The sequence below is a fragment of the Microbacterium sp. F51-2R genome (genome assembly GCF_052180235.1).
Lineage (GTDB): Bacteria > Actinomycetota > Actinomycetes > Actinomycetales > Microbacteriaceae > Microbacterium.
The window spans coordinates 1,136,841-1,157,492 of sequence record NZ_CP197470.1; the positions used below are offsets into that span (position 1 = coordinate 1,136,841).

21 protein-coding genes are annotated in these 20,652 nt (G+C 70.6%); 9 read left to right on the forward strand and 12 right to left on the reverse strand.

Annotated elements, in window-relative coordinates:
* Position 1 precedes the first annotated feature (1 nt).
* The 5 genes from ACSBPH_RS05110 to ACSBPH_RS05130 all read right to left on the reverse strand — a co-directional run bounded on the left by ACSBPH_RS05110 (position 2) and on the right by ACSBPH_RS05130 (position 4,964).
* The gene (locus ACSBPH_RS05110) at positions 2–1,342 is read right to left on the reverse strand and encodes a hypothetical protein (RefSeq protein WP_442576519.1); all 1,341 of its coding nucleotides are present in this window, start codon (positions 1,340–1,342) and stop codon (positions 2–4) included.
* Positions 1,343–1,507: 165 nt separating this feature from the next.
* Positions 1,508–2,071, reverse strand: a complete 564-nt coding sequence (locus tag ACSBPH_RS05115) for a cysteine hydrolase family protein (protein ID WP_442576520.1) — start codon at positions 2,069–2,071, stop codon at positions 1,508–1,510.
* Between the two features lie 114 nt (positions 2,072–2,185).
* Positions 2,186–2,683 (reverse strand): HNH endonuclease, encoded by a 498-nt coding sequence (locus tag ACSBPH_RS05120; RefSeq protein WP_442576521.1) that lies wholly within the window; start codon positions 2,681–2,683, stop codon positions 2,186–2,188.
* A gap of 345 nt (positions 2,684–3,028) precedes the next feature.
* Positions 3,029–3,814 (reverse strand): M23 family metallopeptidase, encoded by a 786-nt coding sequence (locus tag ACSBPH_RS05125; protein ID WP_442576522.1) that lies wholly within the window; start codon positions 3,812–3,814, stop codon positions 3,029–3,031.
* 427 nt (positions 3,815–4,241) lie between these two features.
* Positions 4,242–4,964, reverse strand: coding sequence for a metal-dependent transcriptional regulator (locus tag ACSBPH_RS05130; RefSeq protein WP_442576523.1), 723 nt, complete (start codon positions 4,962–4,964; stop codon positions 4,242–4,244).
* Between the two features lie 108 nt (positions 4,965–5,072).
* On the opposite strand from ACSBPH_RS05130, the gene serC reads away from it, so the two are divergent.
* A complete protein-coding gene (gene serC / locus ACSBPH_RS05135) occupies positions 5,073–6,185 on the forward strand; it encodes a phosphoserine transaminase (RefSeq protein ID WP_442576524.1) in 1,113 nt (370 codons plus the stop codon).
* A 25-nt stretch (positions 6,186–6,210) separates the two neighbouring features.
* Complete coding sequence (locus tag ACSBPH_RS05140; RefSeq protein WP_442576525.1) at positions 6,211–6,891, forward strand: TetR/AcrR family transcriptional regulator; 681 nt, start codon at positions 6,211–6,213, stop codon at positions 6,889–6,891.
* A gap of 19 nt (positions 6,892–6,910) precedes the next feature.
* On the opposite strand, the gene ACSBPH_RS05145 is transcribed toward ACSBPH_RS05140, so the two are convergent.
* The gene (locus ACSBPH_RS05145) at positions 6,911–7,870 is read right to left on the reverse strand and encodes a DUF3027 domain-containing protein (protein ID WP_442576526.1); all 960 of its coding nucleotides are present in this window, start codon (positions 7,868–7,870) and stop codon (positions 6,911–6,913) included.
* On the reverse strand, positions 7,854–8,237 hold the full coding sequence (locus ACSBPH_RS05150; RefSeq protein WP_442576527.1) for a cold-shock protein: 384 nt from the start codon (positions 8,235–8,237) through the stop codon (positions 7,854–7,856). The genes ACSBPH_RS05145 and ACSBPH_RS05150 overlap by 17 nt, the downstream gene beginning before the upstream one ends.
* A gap of 106 nt (positions 8,238–8,343) precedes the next feature.
* Between ACSBPH_RS05150 and ACSBPH_RS05155 the strand changes: the two genes are divergently transcribed.
* The 3 genes from ACSBPH_RS05155 to ACSBPH_RS05165 all read left to right on the forward strand — a co-directional run bounded on the left by ACSBPH_RS05155 (position 8,344) and on the right by ACSBPH_RS05165 (position 12,107).
* On the forward strand, positions 8,344–8,613 hold the full coding sequence (locus ACSBPH_RS05155) for a multidrug ABC transporter ATPase (protein ID WP_442576528.1): 270 nt from the start codon (positions 8,344–8,346) through the stop codon (positions 8,611–8,613).
* A gap of 7 nt (positions 8,614–8,620) precedes the next feature.
* Positions 8,621–10,333: a helicase-associated domain-containing protein gene (locus ACSBPH_RS05160; RefSeq protein WP_442576529.1), complete on the forward strand. Its 1,713-nt coding sequence runs from the start codon at positions 8,621–8,623 to the stop codon at positions 10,331–10,333.
* 133 nt (positions 10,334–10,466) lie between these two features.
* Positions 10,467–12,107, forward strand: a complete 1,641-nt coding sequence (locus ACSBPH_RS05165) for a DNA repair helicase XPB (RefSeq protein ID WP_442576530.1) — start codon at positions 10,467–10,469, stop codon at positions 12,105–12,107.
* Positions 12,108–12,110: 3 nt separating this feature from the next.
* On the opposite strand, the gene ACSBPH_RS05170 is transcribed toward ACSBPH_RS05165, so the two are convergent.
* Positions 12,111–13,028 (reverse strand): alpha/beta fold hydrolase, encoded by a 918-nt coding sequence (locus ACSBPH_RS05170; RefSeq protein WP_442576531.1) that lies wholly within the window; start codon positions 13,026–13,028, stop codon positions 12,111–12,113.
* Between the two features lie 98 nt (positions 13,029–13,126).
* On the opposite strand from ACSBPH_RS05170, the gene ACSBPH_RS05175 reads away from it, so the two are divergent.
* Positions 13,127–13,678 (forward strand): TetR/AcrR family transcriptional regulator, encoded by a 552-nt coding sequence (locus tag ACSBPH_RS05175; RefSeq protein WP_442576532.1) that lies wholly within the window; start codon positions 13,127–13,129, stop codon positions 13,676–13,678.
* Positions 13,679–13,769: 91 nt separating this feature from the next.
* Here the strand turns inward: ACSBPH_RS05175 and ACSBPH_RS05180 are convergent, their stop codons facing one another.
* Entirely contained in the window at positions 13,770–14,477 is a 708-nt protein-coding gene (locus ACSBPH_RS05180) for a pyrimidine reductase family protein (protein ID WP_442576533.1), read from the reverse strand.
* Between the two features lie 147 nt (positions 14,478–14,624).
* Here ACSBPH_RS05180 and ACSBPH_RS05185 point away from each other — a divergent pair, with 147 nt between their 5' ends.
* The 3 genes from ACSBPH_RS05185 (at position 14,625) to ACSBPH_RS05195 (ending at position 17,531) form a co-directional block, all read left to right on the forward strand.
* A complete protein-coding gene (locus ACSBPH_RS05185) occupies positions 14,625–15,317 on the forward strand; it encodes a response regulator transcription factor (RefSeq protein ID WP_133542538.1) in 693 nt (230 codons plus the stop codon).
* 177 nt (positions 15,318–15,494) lie between these two features.
* Entirely contained in the window at positions 15,495–17,120 is a 1,626-nt protein-coding gene (locus ACSBPH_RS05190) for a sensor histidine kinase (protein ID WP_442576534.1), read from the forward strand.
* 123 nt (positions 17,121–17,243) lie between these two features.
* The gene (locus ACSBPH_RS05195; protein ID WP_442576535.1) at positions 17,244–17,531 is read left to right on the forward strand and encodes a WXG100 family type VII secretion target; all 288 of its coding nucleotides are present in this window, start codon (positions 17,244–17,246) and stop codon (positions 17,529–17,531) included.
* Between the two features lie 129 nt (positions 17,532–17,660).
* On the opposite strand, the gene groL is transcribed toward ACSBPH_RS05195, so the two are convergent.
* The 3 genes from groL to ACSBPH_RS05210 form a co-directional block, all read right to left on the reverse strand.
* Positions 17,661–19,289: a chaperonin GroEL gene (gene groL / locus ACSBPH_RS05200; RefSeq protein WP_442576536.1), complete on the reverse strand. Its 1,629-nt coding sequence runs from the start codon at positions 19,287–19,289 to the stop codon at positions 17,661–17,663.
* Between the two features lie 198 nt (positions 19,290–19,487).
* Positions 19,488–19,691, reverse strand: a complete 204-nt coding sequence (locus ACSBPH_RS05205) for a cold-shock protein (protein WP_133542531.1) — start codon at positions 19,689–19,691, stop codon at positions 19,488–19,490.
* 135 nt (positions 19,692–19,826) lie between these two features.
* Positions 19,827–20,429, reverse strand: a complete 603-nt coding sequence (locus tag ACSBPH_RS05210) for a LytR C-terminal domain-containing protein (protein ID WP_442576537.1) — start codon at positions 20,427–20,429, stop codon at positions 19,827–19,829.
* Between the last annotated feature and the right edge of the window lie 223 nt (positions 20,430–20,652).

Consider the following 20,652-nt stretch of genomic DNA (forward strand, 5'->3'; position numbering starts at 1 on the left):
GTCAGCCCACCGCCTCGAGCACGCGCATCGCGATGCGCAGGCGCTCCTGGCGGCGCTCCTCGCGCTCCTCGCTCTCCTCGGCTTCGAGCCGGCGCAGCTCGTCGTGTTCGCGCTGCTCGCGGCGCTCCTCGGTCTGAAGCCGGCGCGGCTCGTCGTGCTCGCGGCGCTCCTCGACCTGAAGCCGGCGCGGCTCGGCTTCGAGACGGCGCGGCTCGTCGTGCTCGCGGCGCTCCTCGACCTGAAGCCGGCGCGGCTCGGCTTCGAGACGGCGCGGCTCGTCGTGCCCGCGCTCCTGCGCCGTGACGGCGGGCACCGCGCGCACGGGCACGGTCTCGCGCACGGGCACGGCTCCGCGTACCGACGCGGCCTCGCGCACCGGAGAGACCTCGCGTGCGGGAGCGACCTCGCGCATCGGAGTGACCGGCGCGATGGGAGCCGCGTTTTCATGTGCGGGCGCGACGAGGGCGACGTGGCCGTCGGCGCCGGGAAGCAGCATCCGTTCTCTCCTGGCCCGTGGCCACCGCCTGCTCGCCGCCGTCACCGTGACCTCTCGGCCCGCGAGGTAGCCGTGCCCGCGGCCGACGCCCGACCATTGCGGATCGCCGACGTCGAGGGTGGCCTCGGCCTGGGGCCAGGCGCCCTGCACGAGCAGGACGGTTCCGCGATCGCGCAGGCGTGCGGCCAGGCGCGCGACCTGACCGTCGGCGACCCGCGTCGGCGGGCGCACCGCGACGACAGGGGCGACCTCGGCGATCGTCGCCGTGACGGCGAGCCAGCGCGGCCCGGGGTCGGGCACGAACACGAGCCGCGCGAGGTCGACCCCGAGCGACTCCGCCGCTTCTGCCCCGAGCTCGGGCATGCCGACGACGGCGCACCAGGACCCGTCTTGCGACGGCCGCGCCATGAGGGCGAGCAGCAGCGAGGCGGATGAGCCGAGGGAGTACGCCGCTCCCGGGCGCAACCCTCCGCCCGGGAGCAGCGGCGCGAACGCGGGATGCGTCGGCAGCATAGGCGCGTCGAGCCGACGGCCCTGCACCCGTTCGAGCTGCGCTTTGAGACGCAGCACCTCGCCGCCCTGCTCCTGCCGGAGCGCTTCGTTCCGCACGATCGCCCTCACCTCCACAGAATAGAACATCTGTTCTATCCGCTCAATGGTGGTATCGAACTTATCTCCGCCCTCCGACATCCACCGGGCAGCGTTCGGGGCCGCCCGCGCGTACCAACTCAGGATGAGAGCGGCGAATCCGGCCGACACGCCGTTGATCTGGCCGCCGGCGGGGCTGCCGTCCTGAGTCAGGTACACCCGGCGTGCGAGAGACGCACGGAGCAGGGCGGGAGGCACACCCGACTCCCGGCCGGGCGCGCCGAGCTGCACACACCCGCGCGTACCCAACTCAGGATGAGAGCGGCGAATCCGGCCGACACGCCGTCGATCTCGCCGCCGGCGGGGCTGCCGTCCTGAGTTGGGTACGCGGGCGCGCCGGAGCGCGCGCGAAGCGCGGGCGGGTCAGGCCGCGACGAGCTCGGCGGTCGTCGCGATGCGCGCGAACCCGCCGCCCTGAAGCACGAGGGCGGTCGAGGCCATGAGGTCTTCGGCGCGGCGTGTCACGGTGCCGAGGCCCGCGACATCCGTCGACAGGTCGAAGGTGCGCGTCGCGTCGAGCACGACCGTCGTTCTGTAGCCGAGGTTGCCCGCCATGCGGGCCGTCGTCTCGACGCACATGTTGGTCTGGATGCCGCAGATGACGACCTCGTCGATCCCCCGTTCGCGCAGCCACGCGTGCAGGTCGGGATCGCCGTAGAACGCCGAGTTGACGTTCTTCGTCACGAAGAGGGCGGGTCTGAACTCCGCCACGACGTCGACGAGCGCATTCCCCGGGTTGCCCGGGTGCAGGGGCGACGACGGCGAGGCGGAGTCGTGCCGCACCACGACGATCGGCTCATCCGCGGCCGACCACGCCGCGACCAGCGCCGCGACATTGGCCTCGCAGTCGGGGTTGGCCGTCGGCCCCCAGAAGTCGAGATCGTCGAATCCGCGCTGCATGTCGATGACGATGAGGGCTCGGGTCATGTCCCCATCCCATCACGCCGGACGAGGGGCCAGGATGCCTCGACTGCCGTTCGTCGTCAGACGACTGCCGCGATGGGCTGACCAAGGCGCCCAAGGCCGCCCAAGACCAGCCTGCTACGCGGCAAGCGCCAGATACGGTTCCCAGCGCGGATCGGTGCGGTCGGTGCCCCGCACTGTCCACTGTGCGCCGTGCGGCGGGCGCGGGGTCAGCCGCAGCTCCCAGTCCATCTCCTGCGGCGTGCGGTCGCCTTTGACGTTGTTGCAGCGCAGGCAGCAGGCGACGAGGTTCTCCCACGAGTCCGCTCCCCCGCGCGAGCGAGGAAGGATGTGGTCGATCGTCGAGGCCGACTTGCCGCAGTAGCCGCACCGGTGCGCGTCCCGGCGCAGCACGCCTCTTCGCGTCACGGGGACGCTCCGGCCCCCGGGCACGCGGACGTACCGCGTCAAGAGGATGACGGCAGGGCGATCGTACGACGCGGTCGTCCCCCAGACAGGCTCCTCGTCGATGCGTTCGACGACGGTGGCCTTGTCGTTCATCACCAGCACGAGCGCTCTCTTGAAAGAGACCACGGCGAGCGGCTCATACCCTGCGTTCAGCACCAGCGTGCGCATTCCTCATCCTCTCGAACGGCCCGGACGGCTTCGCGGATTGTTCGACGTACGACGATGAGAGGTGCGGAAGGGTATGAAAAAAGGCGCTGTCTACAGACAGCGCCTTGGCGCCACGGACGTGCCGTGGCATCCGTTCACACGATGCCGAAGGACGAGCAGGCCGAGCGCATCCATGGTTCGGATGCGTGGCTTGGCGTCCATCGAGTTCCCTCCGCCTCTTTCAGCGTCGTGATCAGGCTAATGCACGCTGATGCGACGAGGGCGGCGCAGACAGATGAACGCCCGGTGGCGTGTCGGGGAAAAACGTCCTCGACGCGCCCACCGGGCGTTCTTTGCAGGGTTCGATCAGCCGGCGTTGGACTGCAGCCAGGCGAGGGGGTCGACGAGCGAGCCGTTGATCCGCACCTCGAAGTGCAGGTGGTTCGCGGTCGAGCTGCCGGTGCTGCCGACGGCGCCGATGAGCTGTCCGGCAGAGACGGTCTGACCAGAGACGACCTGGCGGCTGCCGTACGTCATGTGGCCGTAGAGCGTGGAGACCTGCTGCCCGCCGACGACCGAATCGATCGTCACGGCGACGCCGTAGCCCGCGTAGCTCTCCTGCGAGATGCGCACGACACCCGCCGCAGCGGCGAAGATCGGCTGACCCGCGGGGGCGACCATGTCGAACCCGTTGTGGTTCGGGCGGTTCGGCGGACGGAACAGGTTGTAGCTGGCATAGGTGAAGTTCGTGACGGGCCAGCGCACTTCGCCGGAGCCGGGCGCCGTCATCGAGAGGTTCATGCTGTAGCGGCCGGTCGAGCCGGACTTCTTCGCCGAGGCGGCGGCCGACGCAGCGGCGGCGGCCGCGGCGCGGGCGCGCTCTGCAGCGGCCTCTTCGGCCTTCTTCTTCTCGATCTCTTCGGGCGTCGTCGCCGAGTAGCTGCCGCGGCTGAGCGCCGCCGAGGTCGTGTCGGACGCGACGACGAGGGACTGCGCGTCGTCTGCGGCGACCTGCTGCAGGGTGACGGATGCCTCGGCCGGCGTGCGCCAGGCACCGTAGGCCGGGAGCGCCACCGTCGCGATGAGTCCGCCGACCATCGTCAGGATGACGAGGCTGCGAACGGGCCCGGCCTTGCGGCGCGGGCGGGACACGGCGGGAGCGGTGCGCTGCGCAGGAGCTTTCGCCTTGCTGCGTCGCAGGCTGATGCCGCGGGTTCGCGAACGTCGGGCGATGCTCTGCGGTGGCTGCGGCGATTCCTCAGGCGCAGACAAGTCGTTCTCTTCGGCCAAGCTGGTCCTCCGGCGCCTCTGCGCCGGAGCGCTGGCTCGTCAGCACTGGGTGTTCGGGGCACTTGGTGCGGGCTTCACCACGCGGACGACGAGCCGGGGAGGCAATCCGTGCGGGGTCCGTTCGGCGGGCTTCTCGCCTGGTGGACTCTCCGAGGCTACCCGAAGGTAACGAATATGTCACGCTGACGCGGCTGGCAGATGTCTGCGTGTCGACGATCCCGCGCAGGCGTCGCCCGACCGGAGACCGCGGGACGCGAGCAGAACGCCGCCAGACGCGGCCGAAGCCGGCTCAGACGCGCTCGGGAACGACGCGGAGACGGTCGTCGATGAGGAAGATGTGCGCCGCGACCTCGACGGGCAGCTCGAGCGCCTCGTCGGTGCCGTCCATCTCGACCAGCACGTACCCCTCGTTGTAGCGGAAGGCGCCGCTCGCGCCGGGCATGACGCCGGCGCCCTTCAGCTGCTGCAGCAGCTCGGGGTCGACCTGGGCGGGCTCGGCGAGCCGGCGCACCGTGCCCGTGACGGGCTGCCCGGCCTCGTTGAGCCGGCGCACGAGACCGATGACGCCCTGCTCGAAGGTCTGCGACGGCACATCGCCGAGCTGGTCGAGTCCGGGGATCGGGTTGCCGTAGGGCGACTCGGTCGGATGCCCCAGCAGCTCCACGAGGCGACGCTCGACCTGCTCGCTCATGACGTGCTCCCACCGGCACGCCTCTTCGTGCACGTAGGCCCAGTCGAGACCGATGACGTCGGAGAGGAGGCGTTCGGCGAGACGGTGCTTGCGCATGACGTCGACCGCCTTCTGGCGGCCGGCATCCGTCAGCTCGAGAGAGCGGTCATCGGAGACGACGACCAGACCATCGCGCTCCATGCGGCCGACCGTCTGCGAGACGGTGGGACCGGAGTGCCCCAGACGCTCGGAGATGCGCGCACGGAGAGGAATGATGCCCTCTTCCTCGAGCTCGAGGATGGTGCGCAGATACATCTCTGTCGTGTCGATGAGGTCGGTCATGCAGTCCTCGAGAAAGGGGTGGGTGAGACCAGTCAGCCTATCAATCGGCCCGGACACCGGGCGTCACACCGCCAGGGCGGGCACCGGGCCGACCGTAGAATCGGACGCATGTCCCACGTGCTCCTGCCCCGCGAGATCCTGCCCGCCGACGGACGCTTCGGGTGCGGACCGTCGAAGGTCCGCGCCGGCCAGCTCGAGAAGCTCAACGCCCACGCGTCGCTCCTGGGCACCTCGCACCGCCAGGCCCCCGTGAAAGACCTCGTGGGCCGCACGCGCTCGCACCTGGCCGAGCTCTTCCGCCTGCCGCACGGCTACGAGATCATCCTCGGCAACGGCGGGTCGACGGCGTTCTGGGATGCCGCGGCCTTCGGCCTCATCGACAAGCGCAGCCAGAACCTCGTGTTCGGCGAGTTCGGCGGCAAGTTCGCCGCGGCGGCGAAGGCCCCGTGGCTCGAGGCGCCCGACGTGCGCGACGTGCCCGCCGGCACCCGCACCGTCGCCGAGGCCGTCGAGGGCGTCGACGTCTACGCGTGGCCGCACAACGAGACCTCGACCGGCGTCGCGGCCCCCGTCGAACGCGTGCACGGCGACGAGGGCGCGCTGACCGTCATCGACGCGACGAGCGCCGCCGGCGGCATCGACCTCAACATCTCGCAGGCCGACGTCTACTACTTCGCGCCGCAGAAGAACCTCGGCTCCGACGGCGGCCTCTGGTTCGCCGCCGTCTCGCCCGCCGCGATCGAGCGGATCGAGCGCATCGCCGCGTCGGGCCGCTACATCCCCGAGTTCCTCAGCCTCAAGAACGCCGTCGACAACTCGCGTCTCAACCAGACCCTCAACACGCCGGCCCTCGCGACCCTCGTGCTCCTCGAGGCGCAGCTGGAGTGGATGTCGGAGAACGGCGGCCTGCAGTGGGCCGACGCCCGCACGCACGAGTCGTCGCAGGTGCTGTACGACTGGGCCGAGGCATCCTCGTTCGCCGCCCCCTTCGTCGCCGACCCGGCAGACCGTTCCCCCGTCGTCGTGACGATCGACTTCGACGAGTCGGTGGATGCCGCGGCCGTCGCCAAGAGCCTCCGCGCGAACGGCATCGTCGACACCGAGCCCTACCGCAAGCTCGGCCGCAACCAGCTGCGCGTCGCGACGTTCGTCTCGATCGAGCCCGACGACGTGCGCCAGCTCATCCGCTGCATCGACTACACGGTCGAGCACCTGGGCTGACCGCGGCCGCGCGACGCGCACGACCATGACCGAAACCCCCTCCTCTCCCGAGCCGGCCTCTTCGGAGCCGGCTCCGAAGCGGACGCCGAAGCCGCAGGCACGCACGCTCCTGCGGCGCGAGAACGTGCTGCGCGCCGCCATGAGCGTCTTCGGGCAGCGCGGGTACAACAAGGGCGCACTGGTCGAGGTCGCCGAGCAGGCGGGCATGACGCACGCGGGCGTGCTGCACCACTTCGGCAGCAAGGAGGGCCTGCTCGTCGCGATGCTCCAGTACCGCGACGGGGTCGAGGCCGCCGGAATCCCGGGGCGCGCGCAGACCGAGGGGCCGGCGTTCCTCGGCCACATGCTCGACACCGTCATCGAGAACACCGAGCGCCCCGGCGTCGTGCAGACCTACGCCGTGCTGGCCGCCGAGTCGGTCACGGAGGGCCACCCCGCGCAGACCTACTTCCGCGATCGCTTCACGATTCTGCGCGACAAGATCGCGGGGGTGCTCGCCGAAGTGACGGGTCGGGATGCCTCGGAGCCCGACGTGCGCGACGATGCGACCGCCCTCGTCGCACTCATGGACGGCCTGCAGGTGCAGTGGCTGCTCGATCCGAGCGATGTCGACATGCCGCGGATCGTCGAGAAGGTCATGGACGAGCTCATCGACCGCCTGCGGACGGGCAAGCCCGCGCCGCCGTTCCCCCGCGCGGCCGACTGACGGCCGAGCGGCGGCTCAGTCAGTCGTCGCGGCGGTCTACTTCTTCTTCTTCGTCGTCGTCGTCGTCGTCGTCGTCTTCGTCGTCGTCGTCTTCGTCATCGGCGTCGTCTTCGTCGTCGAGGTCGTCGGCGTCGTCGAGGTCGTCGGCGTCGAGGTCGTCGTCACCCTCGTCGTCGTCGCCCGTGGAGAGATCGTCCTCATCGTCGGAGTCGTCGATGTCGAGGTCTTCCTCGTCGTCATCGTCGTCATCGTCGTCATCGTCGTCATCGTCGAGGTCATCGTCGTCGGACTCGTCGTCCTCGGCGAGCTCGTCGATGTCGACCCCGTCCACGTCGCCGGCGTGCAGGATGGGCGATCCGTCGTCGTCGAAGTCGGAGGCATCCAGGTCTTCGATGTCGTCGAGCTCGGCGGCCTCGTCGACCGCGCGGTCGCGCTCCGCCTCGGCGAGCGCGGCCTGCGCCGCCTGATAGTCCGCGAGGCGCTCCGCCCACGGCACCCAGTCGGGGGCGAGGAGGGCGCCGTCGCCCGGAAGCAGCTCGGTCTCGAGCACCGTGGGCTCGGAGCCCTCGACGACGGCGACCGTCACCGTCCAGAACCAGCCGGGGTAGCCCGCGAGCCGGTTCTCGAAGCGCAGCGAGAGGGCTCCGCCGGGCTCGATGCTGTAACCGGCGGCCTCGCCGATCGTCGCTTCGGGCGTGATCTCGCGCAGGGCCGCGAGGGCGAGATCGTGCGCGTCGAAGAGCCGGGCATCCGGCTCGACCTCGGGCTCCGCGGCGTCAACCTCGGGCTCGGCGGCCTCGACCTCGGGCTCGGCGGCTTCAACCTCAGGCTCAGCGGGCGCTTCAGCCTCAGCGGGCGCTTCAGCCTCAGCCTCGGCAGGCGCTTCAGCCTCGGCATCCGTCTGCTCGACCTCGACGGCAGAGACCTCGGGCGCAGAACCCTCGGCGGGAATCTCGCCCGACTCAGGCGTCGAGTTCATCCGCGACCTTGCGCAGAACGGCGGCGACCTTCTTGGCGTGCGCGCCGCTGGGGTACCGCCCGCGACGCAGGTCGCCCCCGATGCCGTCGAGCAGCTTGACGAGGTCTTCGATGATGATCGCCATGTCGTCGGCGGGCTTGCGCGCGCGCTTGGCGAGGCTCACCGGCGCCTCGAGCACCCGTACCGACAACGCCTGCGGTCCTCGCTTGCCGTCGGCGATGCCGAACTCGAGCCGCGCGCCGGCCTTGAGAGCCGGGGTTCCTGCAGGCAGGGCAGTGGCGTGCAGGAAGACGTCCTGGCCGTCATCGCTCGTGATGAAGCCGAACCCCTTCTCCTCGTCGTAGAACCTGACCTTGCCGGTGGGCATGAAGAACCTCACTGTGGAAAAGCCCGCTCTCGCGGGCACGTCTGACGGGACAGCGCGTCCCTCCTCAAGCCTACGGCACCGGGCGCCACGGGCTAGGCTGGCACGGATGAGCACGCGCAGCAGCGGCCCCGACCTCCCGGTCCGCCGCATCGACCGCATTCTGGCCTTCATGGCGCTCGGGCTGACGATCCTCTCGATCGTGTGCTTCTTCGCGGTCATCATCGCCCGCCCGCTCGGCGTGCAGGACTTCTCGGCCGGCATCTGGCCGCTCGTCGTCGTGCTGCCGCTCATCGCGCTGCCGATCGCCTTCGTCATGATCCTCGTGCTGCTCATCATGAGCTTCGTGCGACGATCCCGCGCCAACAAGGGCGCGTAGGGCCACGATGACCACAGACGAGCGGTCGCTCGCAACGTGGCTGGCTTCCCGCGAAGACGCGGAGCTGGCCGAGACGTTCGCGCTGCGCTCGGTCGGCCCCATGACGTCGTGGCACGACTTCTTCGACGCTGCGGCGGGGCTCCTCGACGCGGCATCCGTCGATCGCGCCCTCACGCGACTCCCGCGGCACGCCCTCGTGGCGCTGGCCGCCGGCTCCGGCGCGGATCAGCCCGCGCTCACGCGCCTCGCACTCGTCGCTCCCGACGGCACGCCCTACGCCGTCGTGGCCGACCGCGTCGCGGCGGCGAAGGCCGCGTCGCCCGAGGCGTTCGAAGAGGCGACGGATGCCTCGGCACCCCCGCACCGCGCCGACGACGCCGCCGCGGCGGCAGCCGCCGAGCGGGTGCTCGCGACGACCGGCGCCCTCGCCGACCTCCTCATCGCGACGCAGCACACTCCGCTCGCGCGCACGGGAGCGGGCCCGGTGAGCGCCGTCGATCGCAAGCGGCTCATCGAGGCGGGTGCGATCGCGACGCCCGAAGAGCTGGACGACCTCGTGCAGACCGCCGATGCCGCCGATCTCCTCGACTCGACCGACCGGGAGTGGACCGCGAGCGACGAGGCCGACGCGTGGCTCGAATCGTCGACGACCGAGCGCTGGGCTCGCGTCGTCACTGGCCTGCGCGACACGCTGCGGCCCGGCCTCCGCTCCGCGACCGGCGGGTACGAGCCCCCCGAGACGTGGGCGCAGGCGTACCCGCTCGACCCCGAGTGGCCCGCCGAGGCGGCCAGGCTGCGACGGATCGCGGTGCGCTGGGGCCTCGTGACTCCCGAGGGCGGCGAGCTGCCGTGGACCGAGCCGCTTCGCGCGGGGGGTGCTCCGGATGCCGCGGCCCTTGCGACGCTCCTCCCGGCCGAGATCGACAAGGTCTACCTGCAGGCCGACCTCTCGGCGATCGCCCCCGGTCCGCTCGCACCGGCGCTCGACCTGCGCCTGCGGCGGATCGCGGTGCGCGAGTCGCGCGCGCAGGCCTCGACCTACCGCTTCACGACCGAGTCGCTCGTGTCGGGCATGACCGAGGGCGAGACGGCGGCCTCGATCCGTTCGTTCCTCGCGGAGCTGTCGCTCACCGGCATCCCGCAGCCGCTCGAGTACCTCATCACGAGCACGGCGTCCCGGCACGGCCTCGTGCGGGTGCGCGTCGACGAGAACGGCTACACGGCGGTCGAGACCGGCGACTACGCCGTCCTCGGCGCCCTCGCGGTCGACCAGTCGCTGCGCCCCCTCGGCCTCGTGCAGGACGGCACGGCCCTCGTGACGCGCGTCGAGCGCGACGTGGTCTACTGGTCGCTCGCCGATGCGCGCTACCCCGTCGTGGCGGTGGATGCCGCGGGCGAGCCCGAATCGGTGACCCGCCGCCGTCGACCCCGGCGTGCCTCCTCCGCCTCCGACGCTCCCGCGTACGCCGCTCTCATCGCGCGGCTGCGCGACACGCACGAGTCCGACGCCGACGCCGCGTGGCTCGGTCGCGAGCTCGAGCAGGCGGTGCGCGCCCGCGCCGTGATCGAGGTCGCCGTCCGGCTTCCCGACGGATCGGCGCGCTCGTTCACGCTCGAGGCGACGGGTCTCGGCGGCGGGCGCCTGCGCGGCCGCGACCGCGGCGCCGACATCGAGCGCACGCTGCCCGTCTCGAGCATCGTCAACGTCCGTCCCGCCTGACCCGCGCCCGCGGCCCGGTGCCCGCGCCCGCGGGCCGGTGCCCGCGGCCCCGCACCTCAGCCGGCACCCGGCCCGCCCGCGGCAGAGGGCCTCTGCGTCCGCCTCGACCGGGTCGCCGGTAGAATCGAACGTTATGGCTGACGGCCCCCTCATCGTGCAGAGCGACCGAACCGTGCTTCTCGAGGTCGCGCACCCCGACGCGGAGAGCGCGCGCCACGAGCTGGCGATCTTCGCCGAGCTCGAGCGCGCCCCCGAGCACATCCACACGTACCGCATCACGCGCCTCGGTCTGTGGAACGCCCGCGCCGCCGGCCACGACGCCGAAGACATGCTCGGCACGCTCGACCGCTGGTCGCGCTTCCCGGTGCCGCCCTCGGTGTCGATCGACATCCGCGAGACCGTGGGCCGTTACGGCCGGCTCGTCATCGAGCGTGACGACGAGGGCGCGCTGATCCTGCGGTCGACGGATGCCGCGGTCCTGGCCGAAGTCTCGAAGAACAAGCGCATCGCGCCCCTCCTCATCGGCCGCCCCTCACCCGACGCCTTCCTCGTGGACGCGTGGGCCCGGGGGCACATCAAGCAGGAGCTGCTGAAGATCGGCTGGCCCGCCGAAGACCGCGCGGGCTACACGCCGGGGACGCCGCATCCGATCGAGCTCGCGGAAGACGACTGGAACCTGCGGCCCTACCAGCGCGAGGCCGTCGACAAGTTCACCGACGGCGGCTCGGGCGTCGTCGTGCTCCCCTGTGGCGCGGGCAAGACCCTCGTCGGTGCGGCGGCCATGGCCGACACCAAGACGACGACGCTCATCCTCGTGACGAACACCGTGAGTGCGCGGCAGTGGCGCGATGAGCTGCTCAAGCGCACGTCGCTCACGCCCGAGGAGATCGGCGAGTACTCCGGGCAGGTGAAAGAGGTCAAGCCCGTCACGATCGCGACCTACCAGATCCTGACGGCGAAGCGGGCGGGCCAGTACGCCCACCTCGCGCTGCTGGACGCGCTGGACTGGGGTCTCATCGTCTACGACGAGGTGCACCTCCTCCCCGCGCCCGTCTTCAAGCTCACCGCCGACCTGCAGGCGCGCCGCCGCCTCGGCCTCACCGCGACCCTCGTGCGGGAGGACGGCCGCGAGGGCGACGTCTTCAGCCTCATCGGCCCCAAGCGGTTCGATGCGCCGTGGAAGGAGATCGAGGCCCAGGGCTTCATCTCCCCCGCCGCCTGCTACGAGGTGCGGATCGACCTCCCGGCCGACGACCGGCTCGAGTACGCCGCCGCCGCCGACGAGGACCGGTACCGGCTCGCCGCGACCGCGGCCGCGAAGATCGGCGTCGTGCGCGATCTCGTCGAGCGGCACGCCGGCGAGCGCATCCTCGTCATCGGCCAGTACCTCGATCAGATCGACATCCTCTCCGAGGCCCTGGGCGCGCCGAAGATCACCGGCGCGACCCCGGTCGACGAGCGCGAAGAGCTCTACCAGGCGTTCCGCGAGGGCTCGATCGACGTGCTGGTCGTGTCGAAGGTCGCGAACTTCTCGATCGACCTGCCCGAGGCATCCGTCGCCATCCAGGTCTCGGGATCGTTCGGGTCTCGCCAGGAGGAGGCCCAGCGCCTCGGACGCCTGCTGCGGCCGAAGCAGTCCGGCAACACGGCGAGCTTCTACACGCTCATCGCCCGCGACACCGTCGATCAGGACTTCGCGCAGAACCGGCAGCGGTTCCTCGCGGAGCAGGGCTACAGCTACACGATCCTCGACGCCGACCAGCTCGCGGCCTGACGGTCACCCGGCGCGGTCGAAGAAGTCCAGAAGCAGCTCCTGGATCGCCTCGGGGTTGTCGTCGGTCATGAAGTGCGCCGCGTCCGGCACGCCGGCGATCTCGAGATGATCCGCGAACCGCGTCGTGGCGCCGCACTGCGCGCGGACGAAGTCGGCGTTGAGCGGGTCGTCGTCGGAGCCGAACGCGTACAACGACGGGACGCGGAGGCGGCGTCTGCGGTATGCGCCGCCTGCCATGCGGGGCATCTCCGAGAAGACGAGCCACCGGTAGACCTCGTTGATCGCGGCGTCGATGTCGGGCCGCTGCTGCGGCGCGAGGTAGGTCTCGACCGTCTCGGGTGACATCCGCTTCACGACATAGGGCGGATCGAAGAGGTGTGCCAGCGACGTCCCACGCCGATGGAACAGCAGCGGGGGGATGTGGCGGAGCGCCGGGAGCATCGCGACGCTGAACGGCATGAAGGGCGGCGGCACCGCGAGCACCGCCATCGCGCGCACGCGGTCGGGCATGTCATACGCGAGGTGCGCGGCGGTGAGCGCGCCCATGTCGTGCGCGACGAGGCGCACGCGGTCGAGCTGCAGTGCATCGAGGATGCCGCAGAGGTCCTCCGCCTGCGTCGTGCGCCCCATGCCCGGCGAGTCGGCGCGGGTCCATCCGAATCCGCGCAGGTCGGGGCAGATCACCCGGTAGCGCTGCGCGAGCGCCGCGCCGATCGTGCGCCACTGCCACCAGTGCTGCGGAAGGCCGTGCAGCATCACGACCGGCTCGCCGTCGCCGATGACCGCGACGTGACTGGTCAGCCCCGGCGTCCGGATGAAGCGGTGCTCGAAGCCCGGCACCTCGGGCATGTCTGGCCAGTCGGCGTCCAACGGGTCCGCGGCGGGAGCGCCGGAGATCGGCGAGCCGTGTGTTTCATCCATGAGAGCCTCGCGACGAGAGTGTCCGGATCGATGGCTGGAACTGTACTACGTTTATAGTGTTCTGTCACTACACAAGTAGTACCGATAGGCTCGCAGCGATGAGCAGCACGCGTGAACGCGCCGTGGAGGCGGCTGTCGACCTGGTCGGCACGCAGGGCATCCGCGCGCTGACGCATTCGCGCGTGGACGCTCGTGCGGGCCTTCCGCGGGGGTCGACGTCGAATCACTTCCGCACCCGGGCGGCGCTCGTCGCGGGCGTCTCGCAGTGGATCGCCGATAAGGAGACGCAGGATCTCGGCCCCGTGCTGGGGCAGCCCTTCGACGATCTCACCGGGTTCCTCGATGTCTTCAGCGCCGGGATCGAACTGCTGACGGGCGTGCACGCCGTGCGCACACGAGCCCGCTACGCGCTGTTCCTCGAGGCGGCGTCCGATCCCGAGCTCCTCGGCCCCCTGCGCGAACAGCGGGCCGGGATCGCCGCGTGGTCGCGCGGACTCCTCGTCGCCCTCGGCGCCAAGAATCCCGACGCGGCCGTGCACGCCTTCATGGCGTTCGGCGACGGCATCGTGCTCCACCGGCTCAGCGTCGACCCCGACGCGCCCGTGCGCGAGAGCCTCGAGGTCGCGGTGCGCGGCTGCCTCATGGCCTGACTCCCCCGGGCTGCGCCCGCGGGTCCGCGATCGCCGGCCCGCGAGCCCTCAGCGGCTTCGCGCAGGGGGGCCGGGCCGCGAGGGGCGCGCGTCAACGCCGGTAGCGGAGGAACACGAAGCCGTCGTCGTCCGTCAGGACATGCGCGAGGCGGAAGCGGCGGTCGGCTTCGGACGCGCCGGCGACGATCCGGCCGGCCCCTCCCCCGACGAAGCGCGGTGCGACCGTGACGCACACCTCGTCGACGAGGCCGTCGTCCAGAAGCGCGCCGAACAGATGCGGCCCGCCCTCGCACAGCACCTGGTGCATGCCTCGCCCGGCCAGCTCGGCCAGCATGGCGGCGAGGTCGACGGCCTCCGCGCCGCACACCAGGATGTCAGCCACCTCCTCGAGCGCCGCACGGGGACCCGACGGCGCACCGGCGTGGGTCACGACGATCGGACGTCGCGAGGGCTCCGCGAAGACGGCGTCGCCCGGCTCGAGACCGAGATCGTTCGACACGACGGCGAGCCGCGGCTGCGCGGCGAGCCCGTGAGAGCGCCGCCACGCGGCATCCTCCTCCGACACCTCGATGCTGCCGTACCCCTCGGCGCGGACGGTGCCCGCGCCGATCACGACGACATCGCTCAGTGTGCGCAGAACCTGCATGACCGTGCGATCGGTCTGCCCGCCGAGCGTGCCGCTGCGCCCGCCGAGGGTGACGGCGCCGTCCGCGCTCTCGACGAAGTTCATCCGCACGCGGGTGGTCGAGCGGTCGGGCAGCGAATAGGCGGCGAGGAGCTCATCGCGAGTGGGCGTCATGCGTCGTCTCCGCTCTCATGTCGTTGCTGCCAAGCTATGCGCGCCCCGCCCGTTTGTCACGGCGCCGACAGCGCCCGGGCCGGGTCGATGAGCGCCCTTCCGCCCGATATCCCGCCGACGGACAGCATCCGTCACCATAATGGGCCTATGACTGCACCGCGCATCCTGGTTGTGGACGACGAGCCGAACATCCGTGACCTGCTCATCACGAGCCTCCGCTTCGCGGGGTACCAGGTCCGGGCTGTGTCCAACGGCGCCCAGACGATCTCGGCAGTGCTGGAGGAGGAGCCCGACCTCATCATCCTCGATGTCATGCTCCCCGACATGAACGGATTCAGCGTCACCAAGCGCCTTCGTGGCGCGGGCTACACGGCGCCGATCCTGTTCCTGACGGCCAAGGACGAGACCGAGGACAAGATCACCGGGCTCAACGCCGGCGGCGACGACTACGTCACCAAGCCCTTCTCGCTCGACGAGATCGTCGCGCGCATCCAGGCGATCCTCCGCCGCACGATGCAGGCCGACGAGGAGTCGGTCATCCGCGCCGGCGAGCTCACGATGGATCAGGACACGCACGACGTCGTCGTGGGCGACGTGTCGATCGACCTCAGCCCGACGGAGTTCAAGCTCCTGCGCTATCTCATGCTCAACCCCAACCGCGTGCTGTCGAAGGCGCAGATCCTCGACCACGTCTGGGAGTACGACTTCAACGGCGACGCCGGGATCGTCGAGAGCTACATCTCCTACCTCCGCCGCAAGATCGACCCGCACTCGTCCGAGCCGCTCATCCAGACCAAGCGCGGCTTCGGCTACATGCTGAAGGCCGGCAAGACCGCCTGACCCGGCGACCCTTCGGAAGGGGGCGGCGCCCTGACGAGCAAGACCGACGCAGTCACCCGTTGGTGGCGCGGCATCAGCCTGCGCGCCAAAGTCACGGGTGTCACCGTCGCGCTTCTGGTCATCGGGCTCGCCGCCGCCGGCATCGGGACGCTGGCGTTCCTTCGCAACGCCCTCATCGTGAGTCTCGACGAGCAGCTGCAGCAGCTGACGTCGACGGATGTCGCGGTCAACGCGCTGATCGAGACATCCATCGTCGACGGCGTCACGACGTTCCGGGTCAAGCAGGATGCCTCGGTCGACTACTTCGTCGCGATCTACGAGGGCAGCGAGCAGGACAACCTGCGGATCACGGCGGGCGGTGACGCCGAGGCGCCCAAGCCCGACTTCCCCGAGACGGTGACCCTCGAGCAGGCGCGGATCAAGGGCACCGACCCGTTCTGGATGCCGAGCGTCGACGGCGGCACGACGTTCAAGGCGAGCATGGACGTCTACCAGCCGGTGGGCTCGAGCACGCTCTACACCCAGGTCGTGGCGCTGCCGATGTCGACGATCAACCGCATCGTGACGACCTACATCGGCATCTACGGCGTGCTGGCCCTCATCACGATCGTCGCGGGCGCGCTCCTCACGCGCTGGCTCGTGACGCTCACCTTCCGAAGTCTCGGCCAGGTCGAGTCGACCGCCATGACGATCGCGGCCGGCGACTTCGGCCAGCGCATGACCGACATCGAGCCGACGACGACGGAGGTGGGGCGCCTCAAGACGGCGATCAACGCGATGCTCGACCGGGTCGATGCCGCCATCTCGCAGCGCGATGCCACGGTGCGCCAGATGCGCCGATTCATCGGCGACGCGAGCCACGAGCTGCGCACGCCGCTCGTCACCGTGCGCGGCTACGCCGAGCTCTACCGGATGGGCGCCATCGAGGGCGACGAGGACGTCGCCCAGGCGATGGACCGTATCGAGAGCGAGGCCAAGCGCATGGGCCTTCTCGTCGAGGACCTCCTCGCCCTGGCCCGCCTCGACGAGCGCCGCGACGTCGTCATCGCCCCGGTCGACCTGCGACCGGTCGCGCGCGATGCGGCGATGGACGTGCGCGCGGCATCCCCCCACCGCCCCGTCATCGTCATCGACACGACGCTCACCGAGCCCGAGCCGGGCCCCGAGCCCGAGCCGGAGCTGTACGAGGAGCCCCCACCGCCCCCGCCCAAGGGTCGCCGCGGCACGACGAGCCCCATCGCCCGCGCGAGCGGCGCGACGCTCTCGCTGCTGCGCCGCCGTCCGAAGCCCGTGCCCGCCGCCGAGGCGCCGGTCTCGGGCGAGGTGCCCCCCGTCGCCCCCGTCGAGGCGGAGCTGCCCGTCGAGCTGCTTCCCGAGCCGATCGTGCTGGGTGACGAGAACCGCATCCGCCAGGTCGTGGCGAACCTGCTCGGCAATGCGCGGCGCTTCACGACCGAGGACTCCCCCATCGAGCTGCGCGTCGGCGTCGACCCCGTGATCGGCTGCGGCTGGATCGAGGTCATCGACCACGGCGAAGGAGTCCCCGACCAGATCAAGGACAAGATCTTCCAGCGCTTCTGGCGCGCCGACACGTCCCGCGCGCGCGAGACCGGCGGCACGGGCCTGGGTCTTTCGATCGTGGCCTCGATCGTCGAGGCGCTCCACGGCACGGTCGACGTCGTCGACACTCCGGGCGGAGGCGCGACCTTCCGCGTCGCACTGCCGCTCGCGCGCGAGCGTGCCGCCGAGGAGCACCTCTTCCTCCCGACGCAGCCCATCGCGCGCCCCCGCGACGAGCGCTGACCGCTCCTCCCCAGGCGCCTTCCCGCCCCGGCCGTCCACACCCGCCCGGGACGGCGACGGATGCCGCGTGCCCCGCTCCTACCGTGGGGGAAACCCCATTCCCCAACCCCGAAGGAGCCGAACATGGCCGTCTTCTCCGTCGACAGCGACGCCGTCCTCTCCGCCACGGGCTCGATCCGCGGCACCATCGATCGGCTGCAGGGCGAGACCCACTCGATGCTCGCCCAGCTGACCCACCTGCAGTCCGCGTGGTCGGGCTCGGCCGCCGTCGCGTTCCAGAGCGCCGTCGACCAGTGGCGCGCGACGCAGCGCCAGGTCGAAGACAGCCTCGGCGCGATCAACCAGGCCCTCGCCGTCGCGGGGCGTCAGTACGCCGACGCCGAGCAGGCGTCGGTGTCGCTCTTCCGCTGAGCCGCGGCATCCGCGCAGCCGCGGCATCCGCGCAGCCGCGGCATCCGCGCAGCCGCGGCATCCGCGCACGAAGAAGGCCCCCTCCGTGCGGAGGGGGCCTTCTTGCGGTTCAGCTGTCGCCGGCGGGACTCAGAAGTCCATGCCACCCGTCGGGTCGCCGGCCGGAGCCGAGACCTTCTCGGGCTTGTCGGCGACGACGGCCTCGGTCGTGAGGAAGAGACCGGCGATCGACGCGGCGTTCTGCAGCGCCGAGCGCGTCACCTTGGCGGGGTCGATGATGCCCTGCGCGAAGAGGTCGCCGTACTCACCAGTCGCGGCGTTGAGGCCGTGACCCGCGGGGAGCTCCGAGACCTTGTTCGCGACGACACCGGGCTCGAGACCCGCGTTGAGGGCGATCTGCTTGAGCGGAGCCTCGATCGCGACGCGCACGATGTTGGCACCGGTCGCCTCGTCGCCGACGAGGCCCGTGATGGCCTCGGTCTCGAACGCGACCTTGCCGGCCTGGATGAGCGCGACGCCACCACCGGGGACGATGCCCTCCTCGACGGCCGCCTTCGCGTTGCGGACGGCGTCTTCGATGCGGTGCTTGCGCTCCTTCAGCTCGACCTCGGTCGCCGCACCGGCCTTGATGACGGCGACGCCGCCAGCGAGCTTGGCGAGACGCTCCTGGAGCTTCTCGCGGTCGTAGTCGCTGTCGGTGTTCTCGATCTCACGACGGATCTGCGTGACGCGACCCTCGATCTGGGACGCCTCGCCGGCACCCTCGATGATCGTCGTCTCGTCCTTCGTGATGATGACCTTGCGGGCACGACCGAGCAGGTCGAGGGTGGCGTTCTCGAGCTTGAGACCGACCTCCTCGGTGATGACCTGGCCACCCGTGAGGATCGCGATGTCCTGCAGCTGCGCCTTGCGGCGGTCGCCGAAGCCGGGGGCCTTGACGGCGGCCGACTTGAAGATGCCGCGGATCTTGTTGAGCACGAGAGTCGCGAGCGCCTCGCCCTCGACGTCCTCGGCGATGATGACGAGCTCCTTGCCGTCCTGGATCACCTTGTCGACGACGGGCAGAAGGTCCTTGATGTTCGAGATCTTCTGGTTCGCGATCAGGATGTAGGGGTCTTCGAAGACGGCTTCCTGGCGCTCGGGGTCGGTGACGAAGTAGGGGTTGATGAAGCCCTTGTCGAAGCGCATGCCCTCGGTGAGCTCGAGCTCGGTGCCGAAGGTCTGCGACTCCTCGACGGTGACGACGCCCTCCTTGCCGACCTTGTCGATCGCCTCGGCGATCAGGTCGCCGATGGTCGGGTCAGCGGCCGAGATCGACGCGGTGGCAGCGATCTGCTCCTTGGACTCGACCTCCTTGGCGCTGGAGAGGAGCTCGTCGGTGATGGCCTTGACGGCCTTCTCGATGCCCTTCTTGAGCGAGATGGGGTCGGCGCCGGCCGCGACGTTGCGCAGACCCTCGCGGACGAGTGCCTGAGCGAGCACGGTCGCCGTCGTCGTGCCGTCACCGGCGACGTCGTCGGTCTTCTTGGCGACCTCCTTGACGAGCTCCGCGCCGATCTTCTCGTACGGGTCGTCCAGCTCGATCTCCTTGGCGATCGATACACCGTCGTTCGTGATCGTGGGGGCTCCCCACTTCTTCTCGAGCACGACGTTGCGACCGCGGGGGCCCAGCGTCACCTTGACGGCGTCGGCCAGGATGTTGAGGCCGCGCTCGAGGCCGCGACGGGCCTCCTCATCGAAAGCGATGATCTTTGCCATGTGTGTGTCGTCCCTCCCGGACGTTGGGTTGGTCTTAGCACTCGCAGATATGGAGTGCTAACCCATTCTGGCACTCGCCCCCATCGAGTGCAAGCCATGCGGACGGGCCCGACACACGGCGACACCCCGGGGCTCCAAAGCCGCCGGGGTGTGCAGGTCATCCCGCTTCGCGGGACGGATGCCGCGGCATCCGTCATCTCACGCGACGATGCGCACCGACTCCGCCTGCGGTCCTTTCTGCCCCGAACCGACCGTGAACTCGACAGTCTGGCCCTCTTCGAGGACGCGGAAGCCGGTCATGTCGATGTTCGAGTAATGCACGAAGACGTCCTGGCCGTCCGCCACCGTGATGAAGCCAAACCCCTTCTCGGCGTTGAACCACTTGACAGTGCCCTGGGTCATTGCAAATCACTCCTGTTGCCGTGTACTTGGGGCAATCGTAGGGTCCGCTCGGAGAGCGGATCCGCCCCGTGGGCAACTGTTGACGCGGGTGCCGCGAAGTGTTTACCGGGCCGAAACAACGCGCCGTGGCGCGGGTCAGGGAGTGGGTGCGGAGCTCGGCGGATTGCTCGTGCGATCCAGGCCGATGACGACGACGAGCTGCTTGGTCTGGCTCTCGTCGACGTCGGCGGTGTCGGGGTCGTCCTGCGGCTGGTACACGGTGCTCTGAGCCACCTGCGCGCCCCCGAGGACCGTCTCGGCGAGGCCGCGGGCGGCCGCCTCGTCTTCGGGGTAGGCGTAGTAGACGGTCGTCTGGGCGAAGTCGGTGGAGCCCGCCTGCCCGGCGTTGACGCTCTCGGCCGCCCAGCCCGCCGCGATGATCTGGTCGCGCAGCTGCGTGGCCAGGCCCGTCTCGGGCGTCGCGTTGAGGATGATCACCGAGTAGCTCGTGTCGACGACGGGAGTGACGTTCGGCAGCGACGTGACGGTCGGCTCGGGCGTCGGGAAGAGCACGACCCGCCCCGAGGCGATGAGCGTGCCGAAGATCCCGACGGCGACGAGGACGATGGTCGCGAGGACGGCCCAGAGGAAGACGACCCACGCGCGCATGCGCGGGTTCTCAGCGCGATGTGCTCCGACTCGGCCGCCGTCCGCCGGGAGATCGTCGAAGCGATCCCGGGGGAAGGTCGATTTCGGCACCAGTGAATGCTACCGGGCGAGGCCGGGGGAACCCGATTCGGGGCGGTCCCGGGCGTGCCGGGTGGTGTTCGGGTGGCGGGTTCGGCCGGCGCGGGTCGGCCGGCGTGGGTCGGCCGGCGGGTTCGGCCGGCGTGGGTCGGCCGGCGTGGCCTGACGAGTGCCGCGCCCAACCGCCGGCCCGCCCGCGACGACTTCGTACGTACTCGCCGAGAACACACGACAC